Consider the following 26758-nt stretch of genomic DNA (forward strand, 5'->3'; position numbering starts at 1 on the left):
AACGAGCGCCCCGCTCCCGGAACCAGCCGAAGGACCCCATGCGCGCCACCACCGTCCACGCCCCCTTCGACGTGCGCGTGGACGACGTCCCCGAACCCCTCGTCCAGCTCCCGACGGACGCGATCGTGCGCGTCGTACGGGCCTGTGTCTGCGGCAGCGACCTGTGGGCGTATCGCGGGGTGGCCGCGCGGGAGCCGGGGCAGCGGATCGGGCACGAGTTCCTGGGCGTGGTCGAGGACACCGGCTCCGAGGTGACCGGCGTACGGCGCGGGGACCTCGTCGTGGCGCCCTTCATGTGGTCGGACGGCGTCTGCGACTTCTGCCGCGAAGGACTCACCACGTCCTGTGTGCACGGCGGCATCTGGGGCGCGGTCGGCTACGACGGCGGCCAGGGCGAGGCCGTGCGCGTGCCCTACGCCGACCCGACCCTCGTCCGGCTGCCCGCCGACGCCGCGTCCGACGACCGTCTGCTGTCCGCGCTGCTCGCCCTCTCCGACGTCCTGGGCACCGGCCACCACGCGGCGCTCGGTGCCGGGGTGCGGCCCGGGGCGACGGTCGCCGTCGTGGGGGACGGCGCGGTCGGCCTGTGTGCCGTTCTGGCGGCCCGCCGGCTCGGGGCCGGGCGGATCATCGCTCTGGGGCGCCACGAGGCCCGTACGGACCTCGCACGGCGTTTCGGCGCGACGGACGTGGTCGCCGAGCGCGGTGCGGCGGCCGTCGCGGCGGTACGGGAGCTGACCGGCGGCCAGGGCGCGCACGCCGTGGTCGAGGCGGTCGGCACCGAACAGTCGATGAGCACGGCCGTGGGGATCGCCCGGGACGGCGGCGCGATCGGTTTCGTCGGTGTCCCGCACGGCAGCGGCACCGGACTCGACCTGAGCGTCATGTTCGACCGGAACATCGCGCTGCGCGGCGGGGTCGCGCCCGTACGGACCTACATCCCCGAACTGCTCCCCGACGTCCTCGACGGCACCGTCGACCCGTCACCCGTGTTCGACCTCACCGTCGACCTGGAGGACGTGCCGGCCGGGTACAAGGCGATGGACGAGCGCACGGCCCTGAAGGTCCTCGTCACCGTCTGAAAGCCGCCTCCGTCACCACATGAAAGCCGCCTCCCAGTACCCGCCTCCCCGCACCCCACTCTCACCACCGAATCGGCACCGGCACCGCCGTCAGCAGCGCCGACGCCGCGACCACCACACCCAGGACGGCGACCTCCGCGCGCGCGGGCGCGTACGCGGTGAGCGGGTCCGCCGCGCCCCGCAGCCGGGCACGGGCCACCAGCGCCAGCACCGCGACCACCACGACGAGCAGCACCTTGCCGGCCAGGGTGCGCCCGTACGCCGTCGTCAGGAGCTGGTCGACGACCGTGTCCGGCGGCATCCGGCGCAGCGTGCTCACCACCCCGGTCGCCGTGACGGCCGCGAGCAGAACGGCCGCCACGCGCGCGTAGAGACCGAGAAGGGCCGCGCCCGCGTGCGGAGCCGTGTCCCGCCACCGCCACACCGTCCGCAGTACGTACAGCAGTCCGCCCGCCCACAGCGCGGAGCACACCACGTGGACCAGGGTGAGCGCGGAGCCGATCAGCGGGGTGCTCTCCGGCGGGGGGTGGGCGCGCAGGGCCTCCGCGACGACGATCGCGGTCAGGGGCAGGAGCTGGGTCGCCGGGCGCCGCGAGCGGGCCAGTACGGCGGCGAGCAGGAACGCGTTCACCTCGATCAGGGCCAGCGCGCCGTCCCGGGTCTGGTAGAGGCCGCCGATGTCCATGTCGGCGAGCCGGCGCGGGACGAGGTTGCCGGTGGCGACGACAAAGGCGAGGCCCAGTGCGGCCAGACAGCCCGCACCGGACGCGACCGCCGCCCAACTCCTCGGCGCCGCCCCCGAGTCGGACATCCCCCGCACCCGCCGCGCCAGCCACCCCGCGAACACCTCACCCGCCGGCACGCACACCGCCGCGAACACCACCGTCCGCAGCAGCGCGATCCCGCCCGCACCCGGCGCCGCCGCCTCACCTGTACCGCTCAGCGCCACCGAGGGGCCGAGCAGCGGCACCAGGGCCGCGACGGCCACCAGGACCAGGACGGCCACCGCCCGCGCGGGGGACGGACGCCGGACGGCGGGTGCCGTGGGGAGCGGCGGGGGTATCGGACTCGTACTCATCACCAGATCTTCACACGCGTCAACGGCGTCAACGGCGTCAACGGCGTCAACGGCGTCAACGGCGGGTGGCCGCCCGGGAACACACCCGGACGGCCACCGCATCACCTCAGGCCGGGGCGCCGACCGGCGCCCCTTCCCCTCGGTCTTACTACGTACTACTTGGTCACGGCGTTCAACGCGTTCGCGATGCCCGCGCCGTAGAAGCCGTTCTTGTACTTACTGCCCACGCAGACGGCGTCGATCGTGCCGTCGTTGTTGATGTCGTACGGGGTGGTGCACGGCGTGGCGTCGGCGCCCTTGTACAGCAGCGCCTTCACCTGGGCGGCCGACGCGCGCGGGTGCGTCGACTTGATGAGCGCGGCGACACCGGCGACGTGCGGGGACGCCATCGACGTACCGGCCATGTAGCCCCAGCGGTTGCCCGGCAGCGGGCCGAGGATCAGACCGCTCGTCGCGGGCGGCGCCGGCGTCTGGTAGGCCGTCGAGTCGCCACCGGGCGCGGCGATGTCGACAACACCCTTGCCGTAGTTCGAGAACGACGACTTGATGCCCTTGGCGCCCGTCGCGGCCGTGGTGACGACGCCCGGCAGCTGGGTCGGGATGTCGAGGCACTTGGACGGGTCGATGACGCGGTCGCTCGGCGTCCCGTCGTTCGGGCTGACCGGGTCGGTGATCGACTTCGACGCGAGGTCGTAGTTCTCGTTGCCGGCCGCCGCGACGTTGACGGTGCCCTTCTTCTCCGCGTACCGCGACGCCCGCGAGACGGCCTCGACCAGTGCGCCCTGGTCGGGGTCGTTCTTGCAGTTGAAGTACCACGGGTCGGTGTAATAGCTGTTGTTGGTGACGTCCACGTCGTGCTCGGCCGCCCACATGAAGCCGCAGACGACGGCCTCCGTGTAGAAGTAGCCGTCCGGGTTGGACACCTTGATGCCGGACACCTTCACGCCGGGCGCGACACCGGTCATGCCGATGCCGTTCTTCGCGCCGGCGATCTCACCCGCGACATGCGTGCCGTGCGGGCTCTCGGCGGCGCTCGGCCGCCAGGCGCCGTCCGCCGTGTTCGGGGCGCCCGACACACAGTTCACGGACGCCTCGCGGTTGAAGTTCGGCGCGATGTCCGGGTGCGTGTCGTCGACACCGGTGTCGATGACGGCGACGGTGACCTTGCTGCTGCCGAGGGTCTTCTCGTGCGCCTTGTCCGCCTTGATCGCGGGCAGGTCCCACTGCAGGGGCTCCAGCGGGTCCTGTCCGGCGGCAGCGGCGGCGGTCGCCTCCTTGACCTCGTCCGCCGAGAGCACCTTCGGGGCGCCCATGTCGCCGGTGGACTGCGCGGGCAGCGGCGCGTTGCGCGTGGCGCCCGCCGACTCGACGCCGTGCGCCTTGCGGATCAGCTTGGCGAAGTCCGGGTTCGCCGAGTGGACGACGACCACGCCGATCTTGTCGTACGACGCGACGACGGTGCCGCCCGCCTTGGTTATCTCCTTGCGCACGGACGACGAAAGGCCGTGCGAGGAGCGGAGGTTGACGACATAGCTCAGCGACGTGCCGTCGGCGTTCGTCGCGCCCTGCGCGGCGGGGGCCTGGGACGCCGTGTCCGCGGCCGACGCGGCGTTCGGCAGGAACGCCAGCGCGGAGGCGACGGCCATGCCGAGCGGGACGGCGACGGTGCGCCGGGTGCGCGCGAAACGAGCGCTCATGTGATCTCCAGTTCGTTGAGCCCCTGCGGTCGGAAGCAGGGTGGAAGGTGCGGCGGGAAGTGCGGTGGAGGGTGCGCCGGGGGAGCGGTGAAGGCCCGTGCGGGGCAGGTCACTTGACCGCGGCGAGCGCGTTCACGACTCCGTAGCCGTAGAAGCCGTTCACCCGCTTCCCGCCCGTGCAGAAGGAGTCGACGGTGCCGTTCCCGTCCGGGTCGTACGGCTCCGTCGGGCAGCCCGGGTTGTCCGCCTGCGCCTTCATGAGGATCTGCAGCTGCGCGGGTGACGCCCACGGGTGCACCGACTTCAGCAGTGCGGCGACACCCGCGGCGTGCGGCGACGCCATCGACGTGCCCTGGAGGAAGGCGTACTGACCGCCCGGCATGGTCGACAGGATGCGGCCGTTCTTCGACGGCGTGTCCGGGATCTGGTACTTGTCGCCGCCCGGCGCCGCGATGTCGATGACACCGTTGCCGTAGCTGGAGTAGTACGACTTGATGCCCTGGACGCCCGTCGCGCTGACCGTCACGACACCCGGAAGCTGGGTCGGGAGGTCGAAGCACTTGCGCGGGTCGATCGTGCGGTCCACCGGCGTCGTGTCATTGGGGCTCGACGTGTCGAGGATCGTCTTGGCGGCCAGGTCGTGGTTCGAGTTGCCCGCGGACGCCAGGCTGAGGGTGCCCTTGCGCTGCGCGTACTGCTGGGCCCGGTTGACCGCGTCGACGATGGCCCGCTGATCGGGGTCGTCCATGCAGGCGTACATCCACGGGTCCACGTAATAGCTGTTGTTGGTGATCTCGACACCGTGGTCGGCGGCGAACACGAAGGCGCAGACCACGGCCTCCGGGTAGAACAGCTCGCTGACCGGGTCGGCCACCTTGATGCCCGAGACCTTCACGCCCGGTGCCACGCCCGCGACGCCTATGCCGTTGCGGGCGGCGGCTATCTCACCGGCGACATGGGTGCCGTGGTAGTGGTCCGGGTTCGCGGGACGCCAGGCGCCCGGCGAGGTGTCCGGCTTGCCGCCGACGCAGTTGGCGGACTGCGAGGCGGAGAAGTTCGGGGCCAGATCGGGGTGCGTGTCGTCGACACCCGTGTCGATCACGGCGACGGTGACCTTGCTGCTGCCCGGGTTGATCGCGGCGGCCTTGTCGGCGCCGATGGCCCGCAGGTCCCACTGGTCCGCTTCGAGCGGCTCGGCCGGCACCGTCCCGGGCTTCCCGGGCCTGGCGCCCTTCGCGGACGCCTGCCCGGCCTCCGTCGCCCCGGCGGCCTTGGTGGCCTTGGCGACCTCGGCGGCCGACAGATACTCGGGGGCGCCCTCTTCGGTGGTCCCGGCGGCGCTCAGCGGTGCGGTGCGGGTGGCGCCCGCGGACTCGACACCGCGCACGGCGCGCATGCGCTGCCCGAAGTCCGGGTTCGACGAGTGCGCGACGATGACGCCGATCTTCTCGTACGCGATGACGACGGTGCCGTCGGCCCTGGCGATGGCCTGCCGTACGGACTCCACCGTGCGGTGGTCGGTCCGGGTGTTGACGACATAGGCCTGACTCGGGCCGTCGGCGGTCACGGAGGCGGGTGCGGCGGCCGGAGCGGCCGACGCGGTGCCCGGCAGGATGCCGAGCGCCACCGTGAGGGCCAGCCCGAGCGGCACGGTCAGGGCCGACCGGCGTCTGGAGCGCAGATGAACCATGGGATCTCCACATCATCCGGATAACGGAACTGCCCGAACGCAAGGTTGCTGCTCGGGCAGGTGCATGACGGGTTAACTCAAGGGGTGAAGCTATCCCCCGAACTCCCTGATCAGCAATGATTTCCTGAAAGAAAGACCGGCTCCGGCCGCTCAGGGGCGCCGAGTTGGATTCCGTCGGGCCGGACGGCTGATGGGGGAGTTCGCGGCGGATTGGACCGCTTCTTCGCCCACCTCACCGACGTTGAGCCCATGGCAAGACCAACTACCCCCTGTTCGGATCACGCACCGGGCTCTAGCATCGCCATCCGACCCGCGTGATCCACGTCACTGTGAGGTCATCGCATCATGTCCGTCCCCCACCCTCCGCCGGCCCCGACATCCCCGGCGTCCACCCCCTCAGCCGTCGTCAGCGCATCCCCATCGCGAGGAGACTCCGTGGCCACCGATGCCCCACCACCGCAAGGCGCCTCCGATCCCCGGCCGGACCTGCCGTCGACCGAGGAGTTCATCGCCGTCCAGGAGAGCGCGGAGTTCGGTGAACTGCGCCGCTCCTACCGCTCCTTCGCCTTCCCCCTGACCATCGCGTTCATCGCCTGGTACCTGCTCTACGTGCTGCTGTCGAACTACGCCGGCGGCTTCATGGGCACCAAGCTGTTCGGCAACATCAACGTCGCCCTCGTCTTCGGCCTCGCCCAGTTCCTCACCACCTTCCTCATCGCCTGGTGGTACTCGCGGCACGCCGCCGCCAAGCTCGACCCCAAGGCCCAGGCCATCAAGTCCCGGATGGAGGGCGGCGCATGAGCCCCGCAACCACGGCGCCCGCGCTGTCGCAGAGCGTCCTCGCCGCGGGAGAGGCCAGCGAGCACCGGCCGCTGATCATCTCCCTGTTCGCCGCCTTCGTCGTCGCCACCCTCGTCATCACCGTCTGGGCCGGCCGGCAGACCAAGGACGCCTCCGACTTCTACGCCGGCGGACGCCAGTTCACCGGCTTCCAGAACGGGCTCGCCGTCTCCGGCGACTACATGTCCGCCGCGTCGTTCCTCGGCATCGCGGGCGCCATCGCCCTCTTCGGCTACGACGGCTTCCTCTACTCGATCGGCTTCCTCGTCGCCTGGCTGGTCGCCCTGCTCCTGGTCGCCGAACCCCTGCGCAACTCCGGTCGCTACACGATGGGCGACGTCCTCGCGTACCGGATGCGCCAGCGGCCCGTACGCACCGCGGCCGGCACCTCGACCATCGTCGTGTCGATCTTCTACCTGCTCGCGCAGATGGCCGGAGCCGGTGTCCTCGTCTCGCTGCTCCTCGGCATCACCAGCGACGGCGGCAAGGTCGCGATCGTCGCCCTGGTCGGCATCCTGATGATCGTGTACGTCACCATCGGCGGCATGAAGGGCACCACCTGGGTGCAGATGGTCAAGGCCGTCCTGCTGATCAGCGGCACCCTGCTCATCACCTTCCTGGTCCTGCTGAAGTTCAACTTCAACATCTCCGACCTGCTCGGCAAGGCCGCCGAGAACAGCGGCAAGGGCGCGTCCTTCCTGGAGCCCGGACTGAAGTACGGCGCCACGTCCACGTCGAAGCTGGACTTCATCTCCCTCGGCATCGCCCTCGTCCTGGGCACCGCCGGACTGCCGCACATCCTCATCCGCTTCTACACGGTGCCCACCGCCAAGGCCGCGCGGAAGTCCGTGAACTGGGCGATCGGCATCATCGGCGCGTTCTACCTGATGACCATCGCGCTCGGCTTCGGCGCGGCGGCGCTGATCAAACCGGACGAGATCATCGCGTCGAACAAGGCAGGCAACACGGCAGCGCCTTTGCTCGCGCTCCATATCGGCGGCACCGACTCGGCGTGGGGCGCCATCCTCCTCGCCACCATCTCGGCGGTCGCCTTCGCGACGATCCTCGCCGTGGTCGCGGGCCTCACCCTCGCCTCGTCCTCGTCGTTCGCACACGACATCTACGCGAACGTCATCAGGAAGGGCCAGGCCACCGACAAGGAGGAGGTACGGGCCGCCCGCTGGGCCACCGTCGCCATCGGCGTCGTCTCCATCGGCCTCGGCGCGCTCGCCCGTGACCTCAATGTGGCGGGCCTGGTCGCCCTGGCCTTCGCCGTCGCCGCGTCCGCGAACCTGCCGACGATCCTCTACAGCCTCTTCTGGAAGCGCTTCACCACCCAGGGCGCGCTGTGGTCGATCTACGGCGGTCTGACCACGGCCGTCGTCCTGGTGCTGTTCTCGCCGGTCGTCTCCGGCAAGCCCACGTCGATGTTCCCCGACGCCGACTTCCACTGGTTCGCGCTGGAGAACCCGGGCATCATCTCGATCCCCGTCGGCTTCCTCCTCGGCTGGCTCGGCACCCTCCTGTCCAAGGAGAAGGCCGACGCCGGCAAATACGCGGAGCTGGAGGTCAGGTCCCTCACCGGCACCGGCGCCCACTGATCCCGGCGCCCGACGTCCCTCGCGGCGCGGCGGTGTCGTACGCATCCTGTAGATCCGTACGACACGGCCGCGCCGCTCCTCGTGGGATCGGGCCCCCTACCGATGTCAGTCGTGTCACGTAGGCTCGCATGTAGCGGAAAACACGATCAGTACGACCAGGGAGGGGGCCCACGTGCTCATCGACACCTATGGCCGAGTGGCCACCGACCTCCGTGTGTCCCTGACGGACCGGTGCAATCTGCGCTGTACCTACTGCATGCCCGAAGAGGGCCTCCAGTGGCTGGGCAAGCCCGATCTGCTCACCGACGACGAGATCGTCCGCCTCATCGACATCGCCGTCACCCGCCTCGGCATCACCGAGGTCCGCTTCACCGGCGGCGAGCCCCTGCTGCGCCCCGGCATCGTCGGCATCGTCGACCGGGTCGCGCGCCTCGCGCCCCGCCCGCAGATGTCCCTCACCACCAACGGCATCGGCCTCAAGCGCACCGCCGCCTCGCTCAAGGCGGCCGGCCTGGACCGTGTCAATGTCTCCCTGGACACCCTGCGCCCCGACGTCTTCAAGGCCCTGACCCGCCGCGACCGGCTCGCCGACGTCCTGGCAGGGCTGGCCGCCGCCCGCGCCGCCGACCTCACCCCGGTCAAGGTGAACACGGTGCTGATGCCGGGCCTGAACGGCGACGAGGCCCCCGACCTCCTCGCCTGGGCGATCGACGGCGGGTATGAGCTGCGGTTCATCGAGCAGATGCCGCTGGACGCCCAGCACGGCTGGAAGCGGGACGGCATGATCACCGCCGGTGACATCCTCGCCTCGCTGCGCACCCGCTTCACCCTCACCCCCGAGGGCGCGGCCTCCCGTGGCTCGGCGCCCGCCGAGCGCTGGATCGTGGACGGCGGACCGCACCGGGTCGGCGTCATCGCCTCCGTCACCCGCCCGTTCTGCGCCGCCTGCGATCGCACCCGCCTCACCGCCGACGGCCAGGTGCGCACCTGTCTGTTCGCCCGCGAGGAGACCGATCTGCGGGCCGCGCTGCGCGGGGACGCGTCGGACGAGGCGATAGCGAGGACCTGGAAGCTCGCGATGTGGGGCAAGAAGGCGGGGTCCGGCCTGGACGACCCGTCGTTCCTCCAGCCGGACCGTCCGATGTCGGCGATCGGCGGCTGACCCGGCCCACCGGGGGCCCACCTCGCGGACGGCTCAGCCGGTGGCGGTTCAGCCGGTGGCGGGTTCGCCGTCCCACTCGTCGAACTTCACGACGTCCTTGAGGAAGCCCCGCACCCCGAGGAACTGCGACAGATGCTCCCGGTGTTCGTCGCACGCGAGCCAGGTCTTGCGCCGCTCCGGCGTGTGCAGCTTGGGGTTGTTCCAGGCGAGCACCCAGACCGCGTCGGCGCGACAGCCCTTGGCCGAGCAGACGGGAGAATCGGGGCCGCCGGAGGCGAGTTGCGAGAGGTCCACGGCTCCCAGCCTAGGTGACCCCGGGACGGTGCCGGAGGGCGTGTGCGGGAGGGGGAAAAGGCGACGCCGAGCAGCCACGGGGGGAGCTGCCCGGCGTCGGTCCGTCGCTCCGACGGGGGATGCGGAGCGCGTTACGAAGTATGTCACGCGCGACCCGCTGCCCGGCACCGGAACAACATGATTGATCTGAGGTTTTCTTGAGCTTGGCGGAATGGCTCCGGTCAGTTCTGCTCGCCGTGCGCCCCGCCCGCCCGGTCACCCGGAGTGCCCGCCGGAGCATCCTTCGAGGGGTCCGGGGTCTCCTCCGACGCAGGTCCGTGCAGCATCGGCCGGGACGGCATCGACACGAACGTCGTCGGCAGTGAACGGGCGTTCTCCCGGCCGGCGTTGGCGATCACGACGGCGATGTAAGGGAGGATCAGACCCAGGACGAGCGCAACGATGGCCACATATCGCTCCACGTTCCACAGGGTCGCCCCGAGGATCACCGCGAGCGTCCTGATGGACATCGAGATCACATAGCGTCGCTGTCTGCCCCGTACATCGTCCGCGAGTCCCTGCCGGGCTCCCGTGATCCGGAAGACCTGGCCGCCGCTCTGCTTCCGCATCATGTTCCGCCACCACCCTGCGTCGTCGGACGCTCCCAGTCCGCACACCTTCACCGTACGCCGTGCCCGCGCCGCCCACGAGACCGGGTCCGGGGCCGGTGCGGTGTCCGTGCGGTGCCGGCCGGGGCGGGGCGACCGCACCGGGTACCGCGTATGGCCCCGGTCGACATGCGCCGTATGGAGGACCACCTGAGACTGAGGTGACTGCTCGCGTCGAGCCGGTCATCGAGCCCTATCAGGAGGCAAGCCATGGGCTGGTTGTGGGCGATCATCGTCGGATTCGTGCTGGGCATCATCGCCAAGCTGATCCTGCCGGGCAAGCAGCACAGCCCGCTGTGGCTGACGACGATCTTCGGCATCATCGGTGGTGTCATCGGCAACTCGCTGGCCGCGGCCTTCGGTATCGCCGACACCAGGGGCATCGACTGGGGCCGGCACATCCTCCAGATCATCGCGGCGGTCGTCATCGTCGGCATCGGAGACATGGCGTACATGGCGCTGAAGGGCAAGAAACGCGAGCGGGCCTGACCGCCCGGCCCCCGCACACCCGAAGGGGCGGCGCCACGGTGACCACCGTGCCGCCGCCCCTTCCGGTACGGGCTCGTCAGCCCCCGGTGACCTCGATCGCCGCCAGGTTCCGCTTGCCGCGCCGCAGCACCAGCCACCGCCCGTGCAGCAGATCGCCGTCGGCGGGGACGGCGTCCTCGGCGGTGACCTTGGCGTTGTTCACGTACGCCCCGCCCTCCTTGACGGTGCGCCGGGCCGCCGACTTGCTCGCCACCAGACCCACCTCGGCGAACAGGTCCACGACCGGGCCCAGCTCCGCGACCCGGGCGTGCGGCACCTCCGAGAGCGCCGCCGCGAGCGTCGCCTCGTCCAGCTCCGCCAGCTCACCCTGTCCGAACAGCGCCTTCGACGCGGCGACGACCGCGGCACACTGCCCGGCGCCGTGCACCAGCGTCGTCAGCTCCTCGGCCAGCGCCCGCTGACCGGCACGCGCCTGGGGCCGCTCCTCGGTCTGCCGCTCCAGCTCCTCGATCTCCGCACGCGACCGGAAGCTGAAGATCCGCAGGAACTTCGGGACGTCCCGGTCGTCCGCGTTCAGCCAGAACTGGTAGAAGGCGTACGGCGTCGTCATCTCCGGGTCCAGCCAGATCGTGCCGGACTCCGTCTTGCCGAACTTCGTGCCGTCGGCCTTCGTGATCAGCGGCGTGCCCAGCGCGTGGACCTGCGCCTCCGGCTCGACCCGGTGGATCAGGTCGGTGCCCGAGGTGAGGTTGCCCCACTGGTCGCTGCCGCCGGTCTGGAGCGTGCAGCCGTACCGCCGGTACAGCTCCAGGTAGTCCATGCCCTGGAGGATCTGGTAGCTGAACTCGGTGTAGCTGATGCCCGCGTCGGAGTTCAGCCGCCGCGCGACCGCCTCCTTGGCGACCATCTTGTTGACCCGGAAGTACTTGCCCATGTCGCGCAGGAACTCGATGGCGGACATGCCCTGGGTCCAGTCCAGGTTGTTCACCATCACCGCGGCGTGCGGGCCCTCGAAGTCGAGCAGCGGCTCGATCTGTCCGCGCAGCCGCTCGACCCAGGCCGCGACGGTCTCCGGCGCGTTCAGCGTGCGCTCCGAGTTCGGCTTCGGGTCACCGATCAGTCCCGTGGCGCCGCCGACGAGCCCCAGCGGACGGTTGCCCGCCTGCTGGATCCGCCGCATCGTGAGGATCTGCACCAGATTGCCGAGGTGCAGGCTGGGCGCCGTCGGGTCGAAGCCGCAATAGAACGTGACAGGACCGTCCGCGAACGCTTTGCGCAAGGCGTCCTCGTCAGTGGACAGGGCGATCAGCCCGCGCCACTTCAGCTCGTCGACGATGTCCGTCACGGTTCTCGTATCTCCTTCGGGTCCTTCGGGTACTGGCCGGTACCGACACGTACCGGTACCGGCCAGTGTATGGGGGTCATACTCCGGGGCTGACCGAGCTCATGTTGAAGTCCGGCACCCGCAGCGGCGGCATCGCGGCGCGCGTGAAGTAGTCGCTCCACTCGCGCGGCAGCGTCTTCCCGGTCCGCCCGGCCTCCACCGCGCGGCCCAGCAGATCCACCGGCGACTCGTTGAAGCGGAAGTTGTTCACCTCGCCGACGACCTCGCCGTGCTCCACGAGATACACGCCGTCCCGGGTCAGCCCCGTCATCAGCAGGGTCGCCGGATCGACCTCGCGGATGTACCACAGGCAGGTCAGCAGCAGCCCGCGCTCGGTGCCCGCGACCATCTCCTCCAGGGACCGCTCACCGCCGCCGTCCAGGATCAGGTTCCCGACCGCCGGCGCCACCGGAAGCCCGGTCAGCCCCGCGGTGTACCGGGACGTCGGCAGCCGCGTCAGCTCGCCGTCGCGGATCCAGTCGGTCGCCACCACGGGCAGCCCGTTGTCGAACACCGACTGGTCGTCCCCGGAGGTGCGGGCCACCACGAACGGCGCGCACTCCAGACCCGGCTCGTCCGGATCACCGCGCAGCGTCAGCGGCAGCCCCGCCACCTTCTCGCCGACCCGGGTACCGCCCCCCGGCTTCGAGAACACCGTGCGCCCCTCCGCCGCGTCCCGGGCGCCCGACGACCAGAACTGGTAGATCAGCAGATCGGCCACCGCTGTCGGCGGCAGCAGCGTCTCGTACCGCCCGGCCGGCAGCTCGATCCGCCGCTCCGCCCAGCCCAGGCGCCGGGCCAGCTCCTCACCCAGGGCGCCCGGGTCGACGTCCCGGAAGTCCCGGGTCGCCCGGCCCGCCCACGCCGACTTCGTACGGTCCGGGGACTTGGCGTTCAGCTCCAGCGTCCCGTTCGGCTGGTCGTGCCGCAGCCGCAGCCCCGTCGACGTACCGACATAGCTCGACACCAGCTCGTGGTTGGCGAATCCGTACAGTTCCCGGCCGCCCGCGCGCGCCGCCGCGAACGCCTCGCCGAGCGCCGGGGCGAAGTCCGCGAACACCGCCGACGAGGTCTCCGCAGGCGCGTCCGTGAAGTCCGGGGACGCGGCGACGCCCTTGACGAGGGGCTGCGCGTCCTCGGCGGGCCCCGCGGTCCGCGCCGCCGCCTCGGCGGCCCGCACCAGCGGCTCCAGGTCGTCCGCGGTGACCGCGGAGCGCGACACCACACCGGACGCGGTGCCCTGCGCGCCGTCGACCGTCGCGATGACGGTGAGGGTGCGCCCGCGGGTGACGCCGTTCGTCGTCAGCGCGTTGCCCGCCCAGCGCAGATTCGCCGTCGAGTGCTCGTCGGCGATCACCACACAGCCGTCGGCCCGGGACAGGTCCAGGGCCCGCTCGACGATCTCGTACGGCTGCTGCGTACCCGGCGTACCCGGCGTACGGGAAGTCTGCGCGGTCATCGCCCGGCCTCCTGCGTGGTGTTGAGGATGTTGACGCCCCGGAACAGGGCGGAGGGGCAGCCGTGCGAGACCGCCGCGATCTGGCCCGGCTGGGCCTTGCCGCAGTTGAAGGCGCCGCCGAGCACATACGTCCCCGGGCCGCCGACCGCCGTCATCGACCCCCAGAAGTCGGTCGTCGTCGCCTGGTACGCGACATCCCGCAACTGCCCCGCGAGCCGCCCGTTCTCGATACGGAAGAACCGCTGCCCCGTGAACTGGAAGTTGTACCGCTGCATGTCGATCGACCAGGACCGGTCGCCGACGACATAGATGCCGCGCTCCACCCCGCCGATCAGGTCCTCCGTCGACAGGCCGCCCGGATCGGGGCGCAGCGACACATTCGCCATCCGCTGCACCGGCACATGCTCGGGGGAGTCCGCGTACGCACAGCCGTTGGACCGCTCGAAGCCGGTCAGCTTCGCGATCCGCCGGTCCAGCTGATAGCCCACCAGGGTGCCGTCCTTGACGAGGTCCCAGGACTGCCCGGCGACGCCCTCGTCGTCGTACCCGATGGTCGCCAGGCCGTGTTCGGCGGTGCGGTCACCGGTCACGTTCATGATCTCGGAGCCGTACTTCAGCTTGCCGAGCCGGTCGAACGTCGCGAAGGAGGTGCCCGCGTACGCCGCCTCGTAGCCCAGCGCGCGGTCCAGCTCCGTGGCGTGCCCGATCGACTCGTGGATCGTCAGCCACAGGTTGGACGGGTCGATCACCAGGTCGTACAGGCCGGCTTCCACGCTGGGCGCCCGCACCTTCTCGGCCAGCAGCTCCGGGATCCGCTCCAGCTCGCCCGCCCAGTCCCAGCCCGTCCCCGTCAGATACTCCCAGCCCCGCCCGGCCGGCGGCGCCAGGGTCCGCATCGAGTCGAACTCGCCGGTCGACTCGTCCACCGCGACCGCCGTCAGCTGCGGATGCAGCCGGACCCGCTGCTGGGTGGTGACCGTGCCCGCCGTGTCCGCGTAGAACTTGTTCTCGTGGACCGTCATCAGCGAGGCGTCCGCGTGCGCCACGCCGTCGGCGGCGAGCAGCCGCGCGCTCCACTCGGCGAGCAGCCCCGTCTTCTCCTCGTCGGGCACCGCGAACGGATCGATCTCGTACGACGACACCCACGTCCGGTCGGCGTGCACCGGCTCGTCCGCCAGCTCCACCCTCTCGTCGGAACCGGCCGCCGCGATCACCTTCGCCGACAGCTTCGCCATCGCCACCGCCTGCGACGCGACCTTCGCCGCCGCGTCCATCGTCAGGTCGACGCCCGACGCGAAACCCCAGGTGCCGCCGTGCACCACCCGCACCGCGTAGCCCAGATCGGTGGTGTCCGACGAGCCGGACAGCCGGGCGTCCCGCAGCCTCCGGGACGCGCTGCGCACCCGCTCCAGACGGAAGTCCGCGTGGTCGGCGCCCAGCGCGCGGGCCCTGGCGAGCGCCGCGTCGGCGAGCGCCCGCAAGGGCAACGCCGTGAAGGCTTCGTCGATCGAATGAGGCACAGGAGGTCTCCCTGATCTCGGAGTGGACGGGACGGTGACGGACGCCGGCACGGTCGGTCCGATCATGTCGCGCGCGGCGGCCCCCGGGCCACATCTTTCTGTAGGGACCCGACAGCGAGTCCGCGGCGCCACTGTCGGTGGCCGATTCTCCGCGGGAGGGACGGTACCGATAGGTTTTCGAAGTACCAGACAGCTATCGAAAGGGTGATCCGTTGAGCCGCTCGGTTCTCGTCACCGGAGGAAACCGGGGCATCGGCCTCGCCATCGCCCGCGCCTTCGCCGACGCCGGCGACAAGGTCGCGATCACATACCGCTCGGGCGACCCCGGCGACCTCACCGCGCAGGGCTTCCTCGCCGTCAAGTGCGACATCACCGACGCCGAGCAGGTGGAGCAGGCGTACAAGGAGATCGAGGCCGAGCACGGCCCGGTCGAGGTGCTGATCGCCAACGCGGGGGTGACCAAGGACCAGTTGCTGATGCGGATGTCCGAGGACGACTTCACCTCGGTCCTCGACACCAACCTCACCGGGGCCTTCCGGGTGGTGAAGCGGGCCAACCGGGCGATGCTGCGGGCCAAGAAGGGCCGCGTCGTCCTGATCTCCTCGGTCGTCGGACTCCTCGGCTCCGCCGGCCAGGCCAACTACGCGGCGTCCAAGGCCGGACTGGTCGGCTTCGCCCGCTCCCTCGCCCGGGAACTCGGCTCCCGGAACATCACCTTCAACGTCGTCGCGCCCGGCTTCGTCGACACCGAGATGACGCAGGTGCTCACCGACGAGCAGCGCGAGAACATCGTCAAGCAGGTGCCGCTCGGCCGCTACGCGCGCCCCGAGGAGATCGCCGCGACGGTGCGGTTCCTCGCCTCGGACGATGCCTCGTACATCACTGGAGCCGTCATCCCGGTTGACGGCGGACTGGGAATGGGTCACTGATCACCATGAGCGGAATCCTCGACGGCAAGCGCGTCCTGATCACCGGTGTGCTGCTGGAATCCTCCATCGCCTTCCACGCCGCGAAGCTCGCACAGGAGCAGGGCGCCGAGATCATCCTCACCGCCTTCCCGCGCCCCACGCTCACCGAGCGCATCGCCAAGAAGCTGCCCAAGCCCACCAAGGTCATCGAGCTGGACGTCACCAACGACGAACACCTCGGCCGCCTCGCGGACATCGTCGGCCAGGAACTCGGCGGCCTCGACGGCGTGGTGCACTCCATCGGCTTCGCCCCGCAGGACGCCATGGGCGGCAACTTCCTGAACACGCCCTTCGAGTCCGTCGCCACCGCGATGCACGTCTCGGCGTTCTCGCTGAAGTCCCTGACCATGGCCTGTCTGCCGCTGATGCAGAACGGCGGCTCGGTCGTCGGCCTCACCTTCGACGCGCAGTACGCGTGGCCGCAGTACGACTGGATGGGCCCGGCGAAGGCCGCCCTGGAGGCCACCAGCCGCTACATGGCACGCGACCTCGGCAAGCAGAACATCCGCTGCAACCTGATCTCGGCAGGGCCGCTCCGCTCGATGGCCGCCAAGTCCATCCCGGGCTTCAGCGACCTGGCGTCCGTCTGGGACACCCGCTCCCCGCTGGAGTGGGACCTCAACGACTTCGAGCCCACCGGGCGCGGTGTCGTGGCGCTGCTCAGCGACTGGTTCCCGAAGACGACCGGCGAGATCATCCATGTCGACGGCGGTCTGCACGCGATCGGCGCCTGACTCCCGTACGGACACTTCTCGTACGGACGGTTCCCACAGGGACATTTCTCGTACGTGTATTCGACGCCCCGTCCTCCGCAGCGCGCGGGAGGCGGGGCGTCGCCCGTTCGGGTCAGCAGACCAGGCGGCGCGGGCCGGGAGCGGTCCATTCTGAAGGGCAGGTTCCTACCTTGTGGTGCAGCCGCGACGGCACGTCACCGTCCGTCACGGTACGGCCGAGGAGGTCTCCCTTGTGCGTCTGTCACACGGCTTTGTCCCGATGCTCGCGGTCCTGGTCCTGCTCACCGCGCTGCCGTACGAATCCTCGCCGCACGAGAGCGACAACGATCCCGAAACCGGCAGCCACGCGCGCGTGAAGGACGCCGCCGCCTCCGGCGCCGCGAAGGCCGAGTGCCGCACCACCGTCACCGGCTCCGAGGTGGTGGCCTACTGCCACAACCCGTACCCGGGGACCGACCGGGTCGCCCTGCACATCGACTGCGCCCAGTGGTGGGACGTCGACAGCGACAGCGCGCCCGTCGACGCCGGACCCGCGATGACCGTCCGGATGGCGGGCCGGTGCTGGAAGGACATCCGCTCGGTGTGGGTCACGCACCAGAAGACGTAGCCGGGCCCAGCCGTCCCGGCAGGCACCGGAACGCGTAGCCGCCCGCCTCGGCCGCCGCCGCCTCCGCGTCCCCGACCCGGATCGCGTCGACCAGGCGGGCGTGGTCCATGTGGTTCTCGGGCGTCAGCTCCTGGCCCACGTCCTTGCGCAGCCAGTCCCGCAGCACCTCGCCCAGGTCGGCGTACATCGCGGTCATCACGTCGTTGTGCGAGGCCGCGACGATCGCCAGGTGGAAGGTCGCGTCCGCCGTCACGAACGCCTCCGCGTCGCCCGTCTCCCACGCCTCCTCGCGGCGCAGCAGCAGCGTGTCCAACTGCTTGAGGTCCCGTTCGGTGCGCCGCTCGGCGGCCAGCTTCGCCGCGCTCGCCTCCAGCGTCGACCGCAGCTCCGCGATGTGCCGGGGGTCCGCGCCGGCGAACCTGCGCTGCATCACCCCGGCCAGCTCACTCGTCGCCACCACGAAGGTGCCGGAGCCCTGGCGGATGTCGAGCAGACCGTTGTGCGCGAGCGCGCGGACCGCCTCACGGACCGTGTTGCGGGCGACCCCGAGCTGCTCGACCAGCTCCGGCTCCGTGGGGATACGGGAGCCGACCGGCCACTCACCCGTGGCGATCTGGGTCCGTAGCGCGGCGATGACCTGCTCGGACAGTGCGGAACGGCGGGGATGGCTCAACGGCATGAGGGTCCTTCGCACACAGGGTTGGACAACCAATCATCCCATCATTCTATGATGAGAACCATGGCGAGCGAGGAAAAGACCACGACGACACGAACGACGACATCGGCGACGACACGAACGACGATGCCGAAGCAGCCGACCGGCGCGCCGACCGAGACCACCGGTCCGGGTCCGGGTCCGCAGCAGCGCACGCGCGCGTGGGCGACGCGTCTCGTCGTCGTCGGCATCGTCCTCGCCGCCCTCAACCTCCGCCCCGCCATCACCAGCCTCGGCGCCCTCCTGGAGGAAGTACGCGACGGCCTCGGCATGAGCGGCACCCTCGCCGGACTGCTCACCTCCGTACCCCCGCTCTGCTTCGCGATCTTCGGTGTCACCGCGCCCCGGCTCGCCCGCCGCTTCGGACCCGCCGCCGTGGTCTGCGCGGGCATGGTCGCCATCACCGCGGGGCTCGCCCTGCGCCCGTTCGCGGGCAACACCGCCGTCTTCCTCGCCGCCAGCGCCCTCGCCCTCATGGGCATCGCCCTCAGCAACGTCCTGATGCCGGTGATCGTCAAGCGCTGGTTCCCCGACCGGGTCGGCTCGATGACCGGCCTGTACTCGATGGCCCTCGCCCTCGGCACCTCCACCGCAGCCGCCGTCACCGTCCCGATGACCGGAGCCCTCGGCGGCAGTTGGCGCGCGGGCCTCGCCGTCTGGGCCGCCCTCGCCGCGGCGGCCGTCCTGCCCTGGCTGCCCCTGGTACGGGACCGCGACCGCGCCCGCCCGGGAGCCACCACCGCCCCGGCCGGACCGGGACCCGGACCCGAACCCGACGGGCTGCGCATCACCCGTAGCCGCACCGCCTGGGCGCTCGCCCTGTTCTTCGGGCTCCAGGCCACCGCCGCGTACATCACGATGGGCTGGATGCCGCAGATCTTCCGGGACGCGGGGGTCCCCGCGGGCACCGCCGGCGTCCTGCTCGCCGTCACCATGGTCATGGGCGTACCGCTCGCCTTCGTCATCCCGCGCCTGGCCACCCGCCTGCCCCAGCAGGGCCCCATCGTGATCGCCCTCGGCGCCTGCGGGCTCATCGGCTACGCGGGCCTGTACGCGGCACCGGCGGCCGGCGCGTGGGTCTGGGCGCTGCTCCTCGGCATCTCCAACTGCTCCTTCCCGCTTGCCCTCACGATGGTCGGCATGCGGGCCCGCAGCGGCGCCGGAGTCGTCAAACTGTCCGCGTTCGCGCAGAGCACCGGCTATCTGCTGTCGATCCCCGGACCGCTCCTGGTGGGCATGCTCTACCAGCACAGCGGCGGCTGGGACCTGCCGATCGCGCTGATGGCCGCGCTGATGGTGCCGCAGATCGCGGTGGGCGTCCTCGCGGGCCGCAACCGGACCGTCGAGTCCGAGTGCGGAGCCCCGGCCCCGGCGCCCGCCACGGGCTGACCCGCCCGGCGGCCCACCGGTCACGGGTGCGAGACTGGCCGTATGCCTGTGCTCGACCCGAATCCCCAGAACGGTCAGAAGAAGCTGCTCATCGTGTTCGGCGCGATGCTGGCCATCACCGTGATCATCGGCGTCATCGCGACGATCGCCTCGCCGTGACCGAAGCCGTGGCCGGTGCCGTGACCTGCGCCTCCTGAGCCGATGGTGGTGCTGGCCCCACCATCCCTTAGGGGGCCAGTGTCAGGGTCAAGTGGGTGGATCACCGGATGGGTTGAGGGCGCCCGTTTCCGTACCTTCGAGAGGTGGCCGCGACGACGCGGCACGGAGCATCGAAGACTCGCGGAGGCGTCATGTCGGCCCGTACGCACACCCGGCCCCACCCGGCCCCCACGGGCGGCGTCGAGATCCGGCTGCCCTGGTGGGCCCTGGTCCTGCCCGCGATCGCCTTCGTCATCCTGCTGACCCTGATCCTCAACCCCTCCGACGCGCACGCCGCCACATCGGACCCGGCCGTCGGACGCTTCCTCGACCACGCCCGGCAGCTCGTCCTGAGGTAAGGCCGCAGGTCGGTGGCCGGGCCGAGCAGGGTGTCACCCGTGGTGGCGCAGCGTGTCAACTCCCTGCGCCCCATGGCACGTTTCGTGCGAAGCTGGAACGCATGAGCGTCGCAGAACCCCGCAGGATTGTCCTTTTCCGGCACGCCAAGGCCGACTGGCCCGAGGTGGCCGACCACGAGCGTCCGCTCGCCGACCGGGGCCGCACGGACGCCCCCATCGCCGGACGCAAGCTGGCCGACACCGGCCTCGCCCTCGACCTGGCCCTCTGCTCGACGGCGACCAGGACCCGCGAGACCTGGAAGCTCGCCGTCCAGGAACTGCCGCACCGGCCGAAAACGGTCTACGAGGAGCGGATCTACGAGGCGTCGCCCGGCGAGCTGATCGCCGTACTGAACGAGATCCCGGACGACGCGCGCAATGTCGTACTGATCGGCCACAACCCCGGGGTCCAGGGCCTCGCCGAAGTCCTCGCGGGCTCGGCCGACGGGGACGCCCAGCGCGCGATGAGCCGCCGCGGCTTCCCGACGTCCGCCTTCGCGGTGCTCACCTTCGAGGGCTCCTGGAAGGGCCTGGAGCCGGGCGCGGGGACGCTGACGGATTACTGGGCGCCGTAGGCCGTCCGGGCGGCCGGGCGGGCTGGGCGGGTGACGACTGACGGCTGACGGCTGATGGATACAGGGCAGGCCCCCGTATCCGTCAGTCGTCGTGCGTGTCGGCCGCCTCGACCTCTTCGCGGGTGATGCCCAGGAGGTAGAGGACGGTGTCCAGGAAGGGCACGTTCACGGCGGTGTGCGCGGCCTCGCGGACCAGGGGCTTGGCGTTGAAGGCGACGCCGAGCCCGGCGGCGTTCAGCATGTCGAGGTCGTTGGCGCCGTCGCCGATCGCCACCGTCTGCGCCAGCGGCACCCCCGCCTCGGCGGCGAACCGGCGCAGCAGCCGCGCCTTGCCCGCCCGGTCCACGATCTCGCCGGTGACCCGGCCGGTGAGCCTGCCGTCGACGATCTCCAGCGTGTTGGCCTGCGCGAAGTCGAGCCCGAGGCGGTCCTTCAGATCGTCGGTGACCTGGGTGAACCCGCCGGAGACCACGCCCACTTGGAAGCCGAGCCGCTTCAGCGTACGGATCAGGGTGCGCGCGCCCGGCGTCAGCCGAACCTCGCTGCGGACCTTCTCCACGACCGACGCGTCCAGGCCCGCGAGGAGCGCCACGCGCGCGTGCAGGGACTCTTCGAAGTCCAGCTCGCCCCGCATCGCCGCCGCCGTCACCCCGGCGACCTCCTCCTCGCACCCGGCGTGCGCGGCGAACAGTTCGATCACCTCGTCCTGGATGAGCGTCGAGTCGACGTCCATCACGACCAGGCGCTGCGCCCTGCGGTGCAGCCCCGCCGCGACGACGGCGACATCCACGCCCAGCGCGGCGGACGCGGTCGCGAGCGCCGTCCGCAGGGTCTCGGTCCCGGTGCCGGACACCGCGAACTCGACGGCGGTCACGGGGTACTTGGCGAGCCGGAAGATACGGTCGATGTTGCCGCCGGTCTCGGTGATACGTGCCGCTATGACCGCCGTCGACTCGGCCGTCAGCGGGTGCCCGAGGACGGTGACGAGGGAACGGCCGACACCGCGCGGCCGGTTGTCGCCGTGCCCCGAGATGATCTCGGCCTGCATCTTCATGGACTCGGCCCAGCTGTGCACGGTGGCCCGCAGGTCGCCCGCGAGACCGCTGGGCGGCTCCGTCACGAGCGCGCACAGGACGATACGGCCACGGGTGACGACCTGCTCGATGTCGACGACATCGACGGAGTAGGCGGCAAGGGTGTCGAACAGCCCGGCGGTGATCCCGGGCCGGTCCTTGCCGAAGATCTTGACCAGGAGAGTGGGAACGTCAGTGTGACCGTCTGAGGTCTGCGAAGCGCTCATGGTGCTTCCACCGTATCCGGCACGGGGTGCCACGCGCCCTACGGGTCCGCCCGTCGGACACCCCGCCGCCACCCCGCCTCCGGCCTCTGATCAGCGCCGCCGCCCCGGCCCTGCGGACGGCGGCCCGTCCTTCGGCGGACGGGGTGGCACGCGGGGTGGCGCGGGTGGCGGTACGCGTGGTGGTACGGGGGGTGGGGGCGCCGGGGGAGGGGTGGACGGGGGTGGTGTCGCCGGCCGTTTCGGTGGCGTCGGCGGTGGGGTCACCGGGCCCACCATGGTCGGCGCGGCGGAGACGTCGCCCGGGAGCCGTAGGTACGGGTTGGTGTCGGGGTTGGGTGGCCGGTAGGGGGTGGCGGGGGAGTAGGGGCCGGAGCTGTCGGTGCCGGCTGGGTTGTCGGGGGCGCCGGAACCCCTCGTACCGCCGGAGCTTCCCGTACCCCCGGGCCCTCCGCCGTCACCGCCCGCGTGCCCCCGCCCGCCGACGGCGAGGGGCGCCGCCCGGCTTCCCGCGGCCCCGGTCGCCCGCGCCAGCAGCGCGCCCACCGCTCCGGCGCCCGCGCCCCACAGGGCCCCCAGCAGCAGGGCCATGCCGCGCTGACCGCGCAGATCGATCCCGGCGCCGAACGCGTCGAAGCCGAGGACCGAGAGCGAGGCGTCGGCCGACACGTCCGTGAGCCGGGCGAGCAGGGGCAGCGCCAGGGCCGTCACGATGCCGAGCCGCAGCGCGCACCGGCCGGCGAATCCGAGGGCGCCCGGCTCCCGGGCTCCACCGCCGTCCCGGTCCCGTACCGCCGCTGCCCTGACGACCGGTGTGCGGGCCGCCGTGAGGACGCCCGCGAGCAGCATCATCACCGCGACCGCGACGCCCAACAGCCATACCCTGCCGTCGAGTTCGGCCAGCCGGCCCAGCGTGACCGGTTCGCCGGCCCGGACCCGGAGGAGTTCGTCGAGCGGATCGGGCAGCAGCTTGGCCAGCTCACCGGTCGCCCGGCCGTCCCACGGGACGAACAGGCCGATGGGGATGCCGAGCCAGACCCCGTTCGGCGCCCCGAGCAGCGCCGCGCCCGCGATCCGCTTCGGATGGTCGTCGCCGATCGCCGCGTATGCCGCCGCCGCGAACCCGGCAGCGACCGCCATCAGCAGCACGGTGACGAGCGCGGACACGGCAGGGCGTACCACCCGGTGCACTGCGTGCCAGGACCGGGGCAGTGGGGTACGGCGTGAGGCGAGCAGCGCGATCAGCAGGACACCGACGACCCAGAGCGCGCCGCCCGCGAGCGTGGCGCCGGTCTCGACGGTGAAGCCGACCGCGGCCTTCGCGCCGGCCAGATCGCCGAGCCGGTCCGGCAACAGCCCCCCGATGTCCCCGATGTCGCCGATGTCCCCGATCGATCCGAGCCCGTCCGGCAGATGCTCCCCGATGCCGTCGGGCAACACGTCGCCGGGCACCTGGTCGAGGCCGAGCGCGGCGCCGTCGAGCGTGATGACGTCGTGCCCCGCCCACGCGAGACCGCCGAGCACCGCCACGAACAGGGCGACCACGCTGCCCGCGCGCGCGGCGAGTTCACCGGGCGACACCGTGGCGCCCAGCGCGCGCAGCGACCGCAGGAAGAACCAGGAGAGGAGCAGCGCCCCCACCAGGGAGACGCCGAGTGGCGTGATCTCGATGGCGGTGGTCGCCTGCGCGCCCTCCAGTCCGAACGCGGAGACGTCACCGGACGGCGTGACCGAACCACCTACGCCGAGCGCGACCGCCGCCGCCGTCATCGGGCCCAGCGACCCGGCCGCGTCCGCGCCGAGCAGATGCAGCCCGAGCGCGGCGACCCCCGCCATCCCGATCAGCGCCCAGCCGACCGAGGCGACGGCGGACAACAGGATGTCGCCCCACCGCAGACCCCTGGTACGACCCCCGCCCGTTGTGCCGCCCCGGTCGCCGTTCCCGTAATCGCCGCTCTCCATCAGGCCCCCCCGATCAGAACCGCCGAAAACCACCCCGCCGAAGCGGCGTCCGCTTCGGTTGTGCGCTCTATGCCCCATCCGTAAGATCCCTGAGCCTCATGGGCGGTTCCCACTCTCGGGGCGGGTCTGCGGGCCGTCAACGGGCCGGGCGCTACAGCCCGTACGCAGTCTTCACAAGGCCCGACTTTCGGTCGGGTGCCTGAGCCTGAAATAGTTCCCCACGATGTTCGACATCCCTAGACTCCCCATCGACGGGGCTACTTCGGGGGACAAATCACGTGGGGCATGGAGTGCCGGAACTCGTACTGGAATTGAACGGAAGAACCTGGACGCTCGATCCATCCAGGCCATATGCCATCGGACGCGATCCGCAGGGTGACATCGTGCTCGACGACGCCCGGGTGTCCTGGCGTCACGCCACGGTCAGCTGGAGCGGCCGGAGTTGGGTCATCGAGGACCACGGCAGCACGAACGGCACCTTCGTACAGGGCCAGCGGATCCATCAGATGGAGATCGGCCCCGGTGCGGCGGTGCACCTGGGCAACGCGACCGACGGGCCGCGCGTCACCGCGCAGGGCACCGCCGCCGCCTCCGTGGCCGCGCCGCAGCAGCAGGCGCCGCAGCATCAGCAGGCCGCCCCGCCGCAGCAGGGCTGGGCCGGTCAGCAGCCGCAGGCTCCCCAGCACGGGCAGCAGGCGCCGGGGCAGGGCCACCAGGCACCGCAACACGGTCAGCAACAGCCGCCTCAGCAGGGCTGGCAGCAGCAGGCCCCGCAGGTGCCCCACCAGCAGGGACCTGGAGCGGGCGGTGTCGCGGGGGCGCCGCCCGTCTACGGCGACCGCAGCCCCACCACGTTCCACCAGTTCTCGCTCGGCCGGGTGATGCGGATCGGCCGCGCCCTGGAGAACGAGCTGGTCGTCTCCGACCTCCAGGTCTCCCGCCACCACGCCGAGTTCCACGCGACGCCCGACGGCCGCTTCGAGATCCGCGACCTCGGCTCGCACAACGGCACCTATGTCAACGGTATGCCGATCGCCAAGGGCGGCTCCGCGCTGCTCGGCCCGAACGACATCGTCGGCGTCGGCCACTCGACGTTCCGCCTGGTCGGGGACCGGCTCGAAGAGTTCGTCGACACCGGTGAGGTCTCCTTCTCGGCGCGCCACCTCACGGTCACCGTGGACGGCGGCAAGCAGATCCTCAAGGACGTGTCCTTCGGCGTCCCGGAGAAGTCCCTCGTCGCGGTCATCGGCCCTTCGGGCTCCGGCAAGTCGACCCTGCTCAAGGCGCTCACGGGCTACCGCCCCGCCGATCAGGGCGATGTCCTCTACGACAACCGGAACCTGTACAAGCAGTTCGCCGAGCTGCGGCAGCGCATCGGTCTGGTCCCGCAGGACGACATCCTGCACAAGGAACTGACCGTCAAGAAGGCCCTCAAGTACGCGGCCAAGCTGCGCTTTCCTGCGGACACCAGCGAGCAGGAGCGCGAGCAGCGCATCGGCGAGGTGCTGGGCGAGCTGAAGCTGGACATCCACAAGGAGAAGCGGGTCACCTCGCTCTCCGGCGGTCAGCGCAAGCGGGTCTCGGTCGCGCTGGAGCTGCTGACGAAGCCGTCGCTGATCTTCCTGGACGAGCCGACCTCCGGCCTCGACCCGGGCATGGACCGCGATGTCATGCAGTTGCTGCGCGGCCTCGCCGACGACGGCCGTACGGTCCTCGTCGTCACACACTCCGTGGCCGAGCTGGCGATCTGCGACAAGCTCCTGGTGATGGCGCCGGGCGGTTCCGTCGCGTACTTCGGTCCGCCGGAGGAGGCGCTGAACTTCTTCGGCTACAGCACCTGGGCCGATGTGTTCTCCGCCTTCGAGAACTACCGCGACTACGACTGGGCGGGCCGCTGGAAGGGCTCGCAGCACTACCAGATGTACGCCGCGGACATCGACGCCGTGGCCGCCCAGTCGATGCAGGTGCCACCCGCGCAGGCGGTGCGTCCGCCCAAGCCGCAGGGCTGGGGCTCACAGCTGTTCACGCTGATCCGCCGCTATGTGTCGGTCATCGCGTCCGACAAGGGCTTCATGGCGTTGATGCTGATCCTGCCGGCGGTCCTCGGTGTGGTGAGCATGCTGATCGATCCCGACCAGGGCCTGACGGCCAACGCGCCACGGGCCGACGGCACCCTGGTCCCGAACGGCACCGCGCCGACCGTGCTGCTGATCCTCGCGGTGGGCGCCTGTTTCTCGGGCGCCGCCAACTCGGTCCGTGAGCTGATCAAGGAACGGGTGATCTACGAACGGGAGCGGGCGACCGGCCTGTCCCGTTCGGCGTACCTCATGTCCAAGGTCATCGTCCTCGGCGTGATCACCGTGGTCCAGGGCGCGATCATCGGCGGTATCGGTTTCTCGCTGCGGACGATCCCCGAGGAGGGCATCGTCCTCGGCGGTCTCTCGCTCCTGGAGCTGTCGCTGCCGATCATGGCGCTGGGCTTCGCCTCGATGATGTTCGGCCTGGTCATCTCCTCGCTGGTGAAGACCGCCGAGAAGACCATGCCGCTGCTGGTGATGTTCGCGATCGTCCAGGTCGTGTTCACCGGCTGCCTCTTCACGCTGAACGGCAGCGTCGGCGTCAACGAGTTCTCGTACCTGATGCCGTCCCGCTGGGCGGTCGCCGCCGCGGGCGCCACGCTGGACTTCAACCGGGTCAACCCCAACACGGACGACCCGACCAGCACGGACCCGCTGTGGGACCACGACGCGTCGGCCTGGCTGATGGACATGGGCGCGCTGCTCGTGCTCGGCGCGCTGTGCGGCGTCCTGGTGGCGCGCTTCCTGCGCCGCCACGAGCCCGAGGTCATGCGCAAGTAGCGCGAGTAGTACGTGATCATGCGTGAGCAGCGTGTGGTCACGCGCGGGTCGCAGACGGTCACCGCGGCGCGACGCGCCGTCCGAGCACGCCGAAGGGCGGCACCCCGGGTGGGT

Annotated in this window: 24 protein-coding genes; 13 read left to right on the forward strand and 11 right to left on the reverse strand. The window is 71.1% G+C overall.

What is annotated here, in order from left to right:
• Positions 1–38 precede the first annotated feature (38 nt).
• Positions 39–1082 (forward strand): zinc-binding dehydrogenase, encoded by a 1044-nt coding sequence (locus tag ACIQNU_RS07995; protein ID WP_401362200.1) that lies wholly within the window; start codon positions 39–41, stop codon positions 1080–1082.
• 61 nt (positions 1083–1143) lie between these two features.
• Here the strand turns inward: ACIQNU_RS07995 and ACIQNU_RS08000 are convergent, their stop codons facing one another.
• The 3 genes from ACIQNU_RS08000 to ACIQNU_RS08010 all read right to left on the reverse strand — a co-directional run bounded on the left by ACIQNU_RS08000 (position 1144) and on the right by ACIQNU_RS08010 (position 5547).
• Positions 1144–2160, reverse strand: a complete 1017-nt coding sequence (locus ACIQNU_RS08000; RefSeq protein ID WP_401362202.1) for a CopD family protein — start codon at positions 2158–2160, stop codon at positions 1144–1146.
• 155 nt (positions 2161–2315) lie between these two features.
• Positions 2316–3857, reverse strand: coding sequence for a S8 family serine peptidase (locus ACIQNU_RS08005; protein ID WP_401362205.1), 1542 nt, complete (start codon positions 3855–3857; stop codon positions 2316–2318).
• A 109-nt stretch (positions 3858–3966) separates the two neighbouring features.
• Positions 3967–5547 (reverse strand): S8 family serine peptidase, encoded by a 1581-nt coding sequence (locus ACIQNU_RS08010; RefSeq protein ID WP_401362208.1) that lies wholly within the window; start codon positions 5545–5547, stop codon positions 3967–3969.
• A 435-nt stretch (positions 5548–5982) separates the two neighbouring features.
• Here ACIQNU_RS08010 and ACIQNU_RS08015 point away from each other — a divergent pair, with 435 nt between their 5' ends.
• The 3 genes from ACIQNU_RS08015 to moaA all read left to right on the forward strand — a co-directional run bounded on the left by ACIQNU_RS08015 (position 5983) and on the right by moaA (position 9150).
• A complete protein-coding gene (locus ACIQNU_RS08015; protein WP_401362210.1) occupies positions 5983–6348 on the forward strand; it encodes a DUF485 domain-containing protein in 366 nt (121 codons plus the stop codon).
• Positions 6345–7988 (forward strand): cation acetate symporter, encoded by a 1644-nt coding sequence (locus ACIQNU_RS08020; RefSeq protein WP_401362212.1) that lies wholly within the window; start codon positions 6345–6347, stop codon positions 7986–7988. The genes ACIQNU_RS08015 and ACIQNU_RS08020 overlap by 4 nt, the downstream gene beginning before the upstream one ends.
• A 172-nt stretch (positions 7989–8160) precedes the next feature.
• The gene (gene moaA / locus ACIQNU_RS08025) at positions 8161–9150 is read left to right on the forward strand and encodes a GTP 3',8-cyclase MoaA (protein ID WP_401362214.1); all 990 of its coding nucleotides are present in this window, start codon (positions 8161–8163) and stop codon (positions 9148–9150) included.
• A gap of 48 nt (positions 9151–9198) precedes the next feature.
• Here the strand turns inward: moaA and ACIQNU_RS08030 are convergent, their stop codons facing one another.
• Together ACIQNU_RS08030 and ACIQNU_RS08035 are read right to left on the reverse strand one after the other, a co-directional pair.
• On the reverse strand, positions 9199–9444 hold the full coding sequence (locus ACIQNU_RS08030) for a hypothetical protein (RefSeq protein ID WP_401362216.1): 246 nt from the start codon (positions 9442–9444) through the stop codon (positions 9199–9201).
• Between the two features lie 221 nt (positions 9445–9665).
• On the reverse strand, positions 9666–10055 hold the full coding sequence (locus ACIQNU_RS08035; RefSeq protein ID WP_401362554.1) for a DUF3099 domain-containing protein: 390 nt from the start codon (positions 10053–10055) through the stop codon (positions 9666–9668).
• Between the two features lie 246 nt (positions 10056–10301).
• Between ACIQNU_RS08035 and ACIQNU_RS08040 the strand changes: the two genes are divergently transcribed.
• Complete coding sequence (locus ACIQNU_RS08040) at positions 10302–10580, forward strand: GlsB/YeaQ/YmgE family stress response membrane protein (protein WP_401362219.1); 279 nt, start codon at positions 10302–10304, stop codon at positions 10578–10580.
• A gap of 76 nt (positions 10581–10656) precedes the next feature.
• Here the strand turns inward: ACIQNU_RS08040 and tyrS are convergent, their stop codons facing one another.
• From tyrS to ACIQNU_RS08055, 3 genes are all read right to left on the reverse strand, one after another.
• Positions 10657–11925: a tyrosine--tRNA ligase gene (tyrS, locus tag ACIQNU_RS08045; protein WP_401362222.1), complete on the reverse strand. Its 1269-nt coding sequence runs from the start codon at positions 11923–11925 to the stop codon at positions 10657–10659.
• A 76-nt stretch (positions 11926–12001) separates the two neighbouring features.
• Entirely contained in the window at positions 12002–13423 is a 1422-nt protein-coding gene (locus ACIQNU_RS08050) for a metallopeptidase TldD-related protein (RefSeq protein WP_401362225.1), read from the reverse strand.
• A complete protein-coding gene (locus tag ACIQNU_RS08055; protein WP_401362228.1) occupies positions 13420–14943 on the reverse strand; it encodes a TldD/PmbA family protein in 1524 nt (507 codons plus the stop codon). The genes ACIQNU_RS08050 and ACIQNU_RS08055 overlap by 4 nt, the downstream gene beginning before the upstream one ends.
• 212 nt (positions 14944–15155) lie before the next feature.
• Between ACIQNU_RS08055 and fabG the strand changes: the two genes are divergently transcribed.
• The 3 genes from fabG to ACIQNU_RS08070 all read left to right on the forward strand — a co-directional run bounded on the left by fabG (position 15156) and on the right by ACIQNU_RS08070 (position 17252).
• Positions 15156–15872: a 3-oxoacyl-[acyl-carrier-protein] reductase gene (gene fabG, locus ACIQNU_RS08060; RefSeq protein ID WP_401362231.1), complete on the forward strand. Its 717-nt coding sequence runs from the start codon at positions 15156–15158 to the stop codon at positions 15870–15872.
• Positions 15873–15877: 5 nt separating this feature from the next.
• Positions 15878–16645, forward strand: a complete 768-nt coding sequence (gene fabI, locus ACIQNU_RS08065) for an enoyl-ACP reductase FabI (protein ID WP_401362234.1) — start codon at positions 15878–15880, stop codon at positions 16643–16645.
• A gap of 232 nt (positions 16646–16877) precedes the next feature.
• Positions 16878–17252, forward strand: a complete 375-nt coding sequence (locus tag ACIQNU_RS08070) for a hypothetical protein (protein WP_401362237.1) — start codon at positions 16878–16880, stop codon at positions 17250–17252.
• Here the strand turns inward: ACIQNU_RS08070 and ACIQNU_RS08075 are convergent.
• Entirely contained in the window at positions 17233–17931 is a 699-nt protein-coding gene (locus tag ACIQNU_RS08075; RefSeq protein ID WP_401362240.1) for a FadR/GntR family transcriptional regulator, read from the reverse strand. The two genes, ACIQNU_RS08070 and ACIQNU_RS08075, sit on opposite strands and share 20 nt — an antisense overlap.
• A 48-nt stretch (positions 17932–17979) precedes the next feature.
• Between ACIQNU_RS08075 and ACIQNU_RS08080 the strand changes: the two genes are divergently transcribed.
• The 4 genes from ACIQNU_RS08080 to ACIQNU_RS08095 all read left to right on the forward strand — a co-directional run bounded on the left by ACIQNU_RS08080 (position 17980) and on the right by ACIQNU_RS08095 (position 20527).
• A complete protein-coding gene (locus ACIQNU_RS08080; protein WP_401362243.1) occupies positions 17980–19356 on the forward strand; it encodes a CynX/NimT family MFS transporter in 1377 nt (458 codons plus the stop codon).
• Positions 19357–19398: 42 nt separating this feature from the next.
• Entirely contained in the window at positions 19399–19515 is a 117-nt protein-coding gene (locus tag ACIQNU_RS08085) for an SGM_5486 family transporter-associated protein (protein WP_389890854.1), read from the forward strand.
• Between the two features lie 191 nt (positions 19516–19706).
• Positions 19707–19913 carry a hypothetical protein gene (locus tag ACIQNU_RS08090; RefSeq protein ID WP_401362246.1) on the forward strand — a complete coding sequence of 69 codons (207 nt, stop codon included), beginning with the start codon at positions 19707–19709 and terminating at the stop codon, positions 19911–19913.
• A 101-nt stretch (positions 19914–20014) separates the two neighbouring features.
• Complete coding sequence (locus tag ACIQNU_RS08095; protein WP_401362249.1) at positions 20015–20527, forward strand: SixA phosphatase family protein; 513 nt, start codon at positions 20015–20017, stop codon at positions 20525–20527.
• Between the two features lie 82 nt (positions 20528–20609).
• On the opposite strand, the gene serB is transcribed toward ACIQNU_RS08095, so the two are convergent.
• Positions 20610–21827 (reverse strand): phosphoserine phosphatase SerB, encoded by a 1218-nt coding sequence (gene serB / locus ACIQNU_RS08100; protein ID WP_401362251.1) that lies wholly within the window; start codon positions 21825–21827, stop codon positions 20610–20612.
• A gap of 90 nt (positions 21828–21917) precedes the next feature.
• A complete protein-coding gene (locus ACIQNU_RS08105; RefSeq protein WP_401362254.1) occupies positions 21918–23786 on the reverse strand; it encodes a streptophobe family protein in 1869 nt (622 codons plus the stop codon).
• A gap of 290 nt (positions 23787–24076) precedes the next feature.
• Here ACIQNU_RS08105 and ACIQNU_RS08110 point away from each other — a divergent pair, with 290 nt between their 5' ends.
• The gene (locus tag ACIQNU_RS08110) at positions 24077–26644 is read left to right on the forward strand and encodes an FHA domain-containing protein (protein ID WP_401362557.1); all 2568 of its coding nucleotides are present in this window, start codon (positions 24077–24079) and stop codon (positions 26642–26644) included.
• Positions 26645–26758: the final 114 nt, after the last annotated feature.

The organism is Streptomyces sp. NPDC091292 (genome assembly GCF_044757265.1).
Taxonomy (GTDB): domain Bacteria; phylum Actinomycetota; class Actinomycetes; order Streptomycetales; family Streptomycetaceae; genus Streptomyces.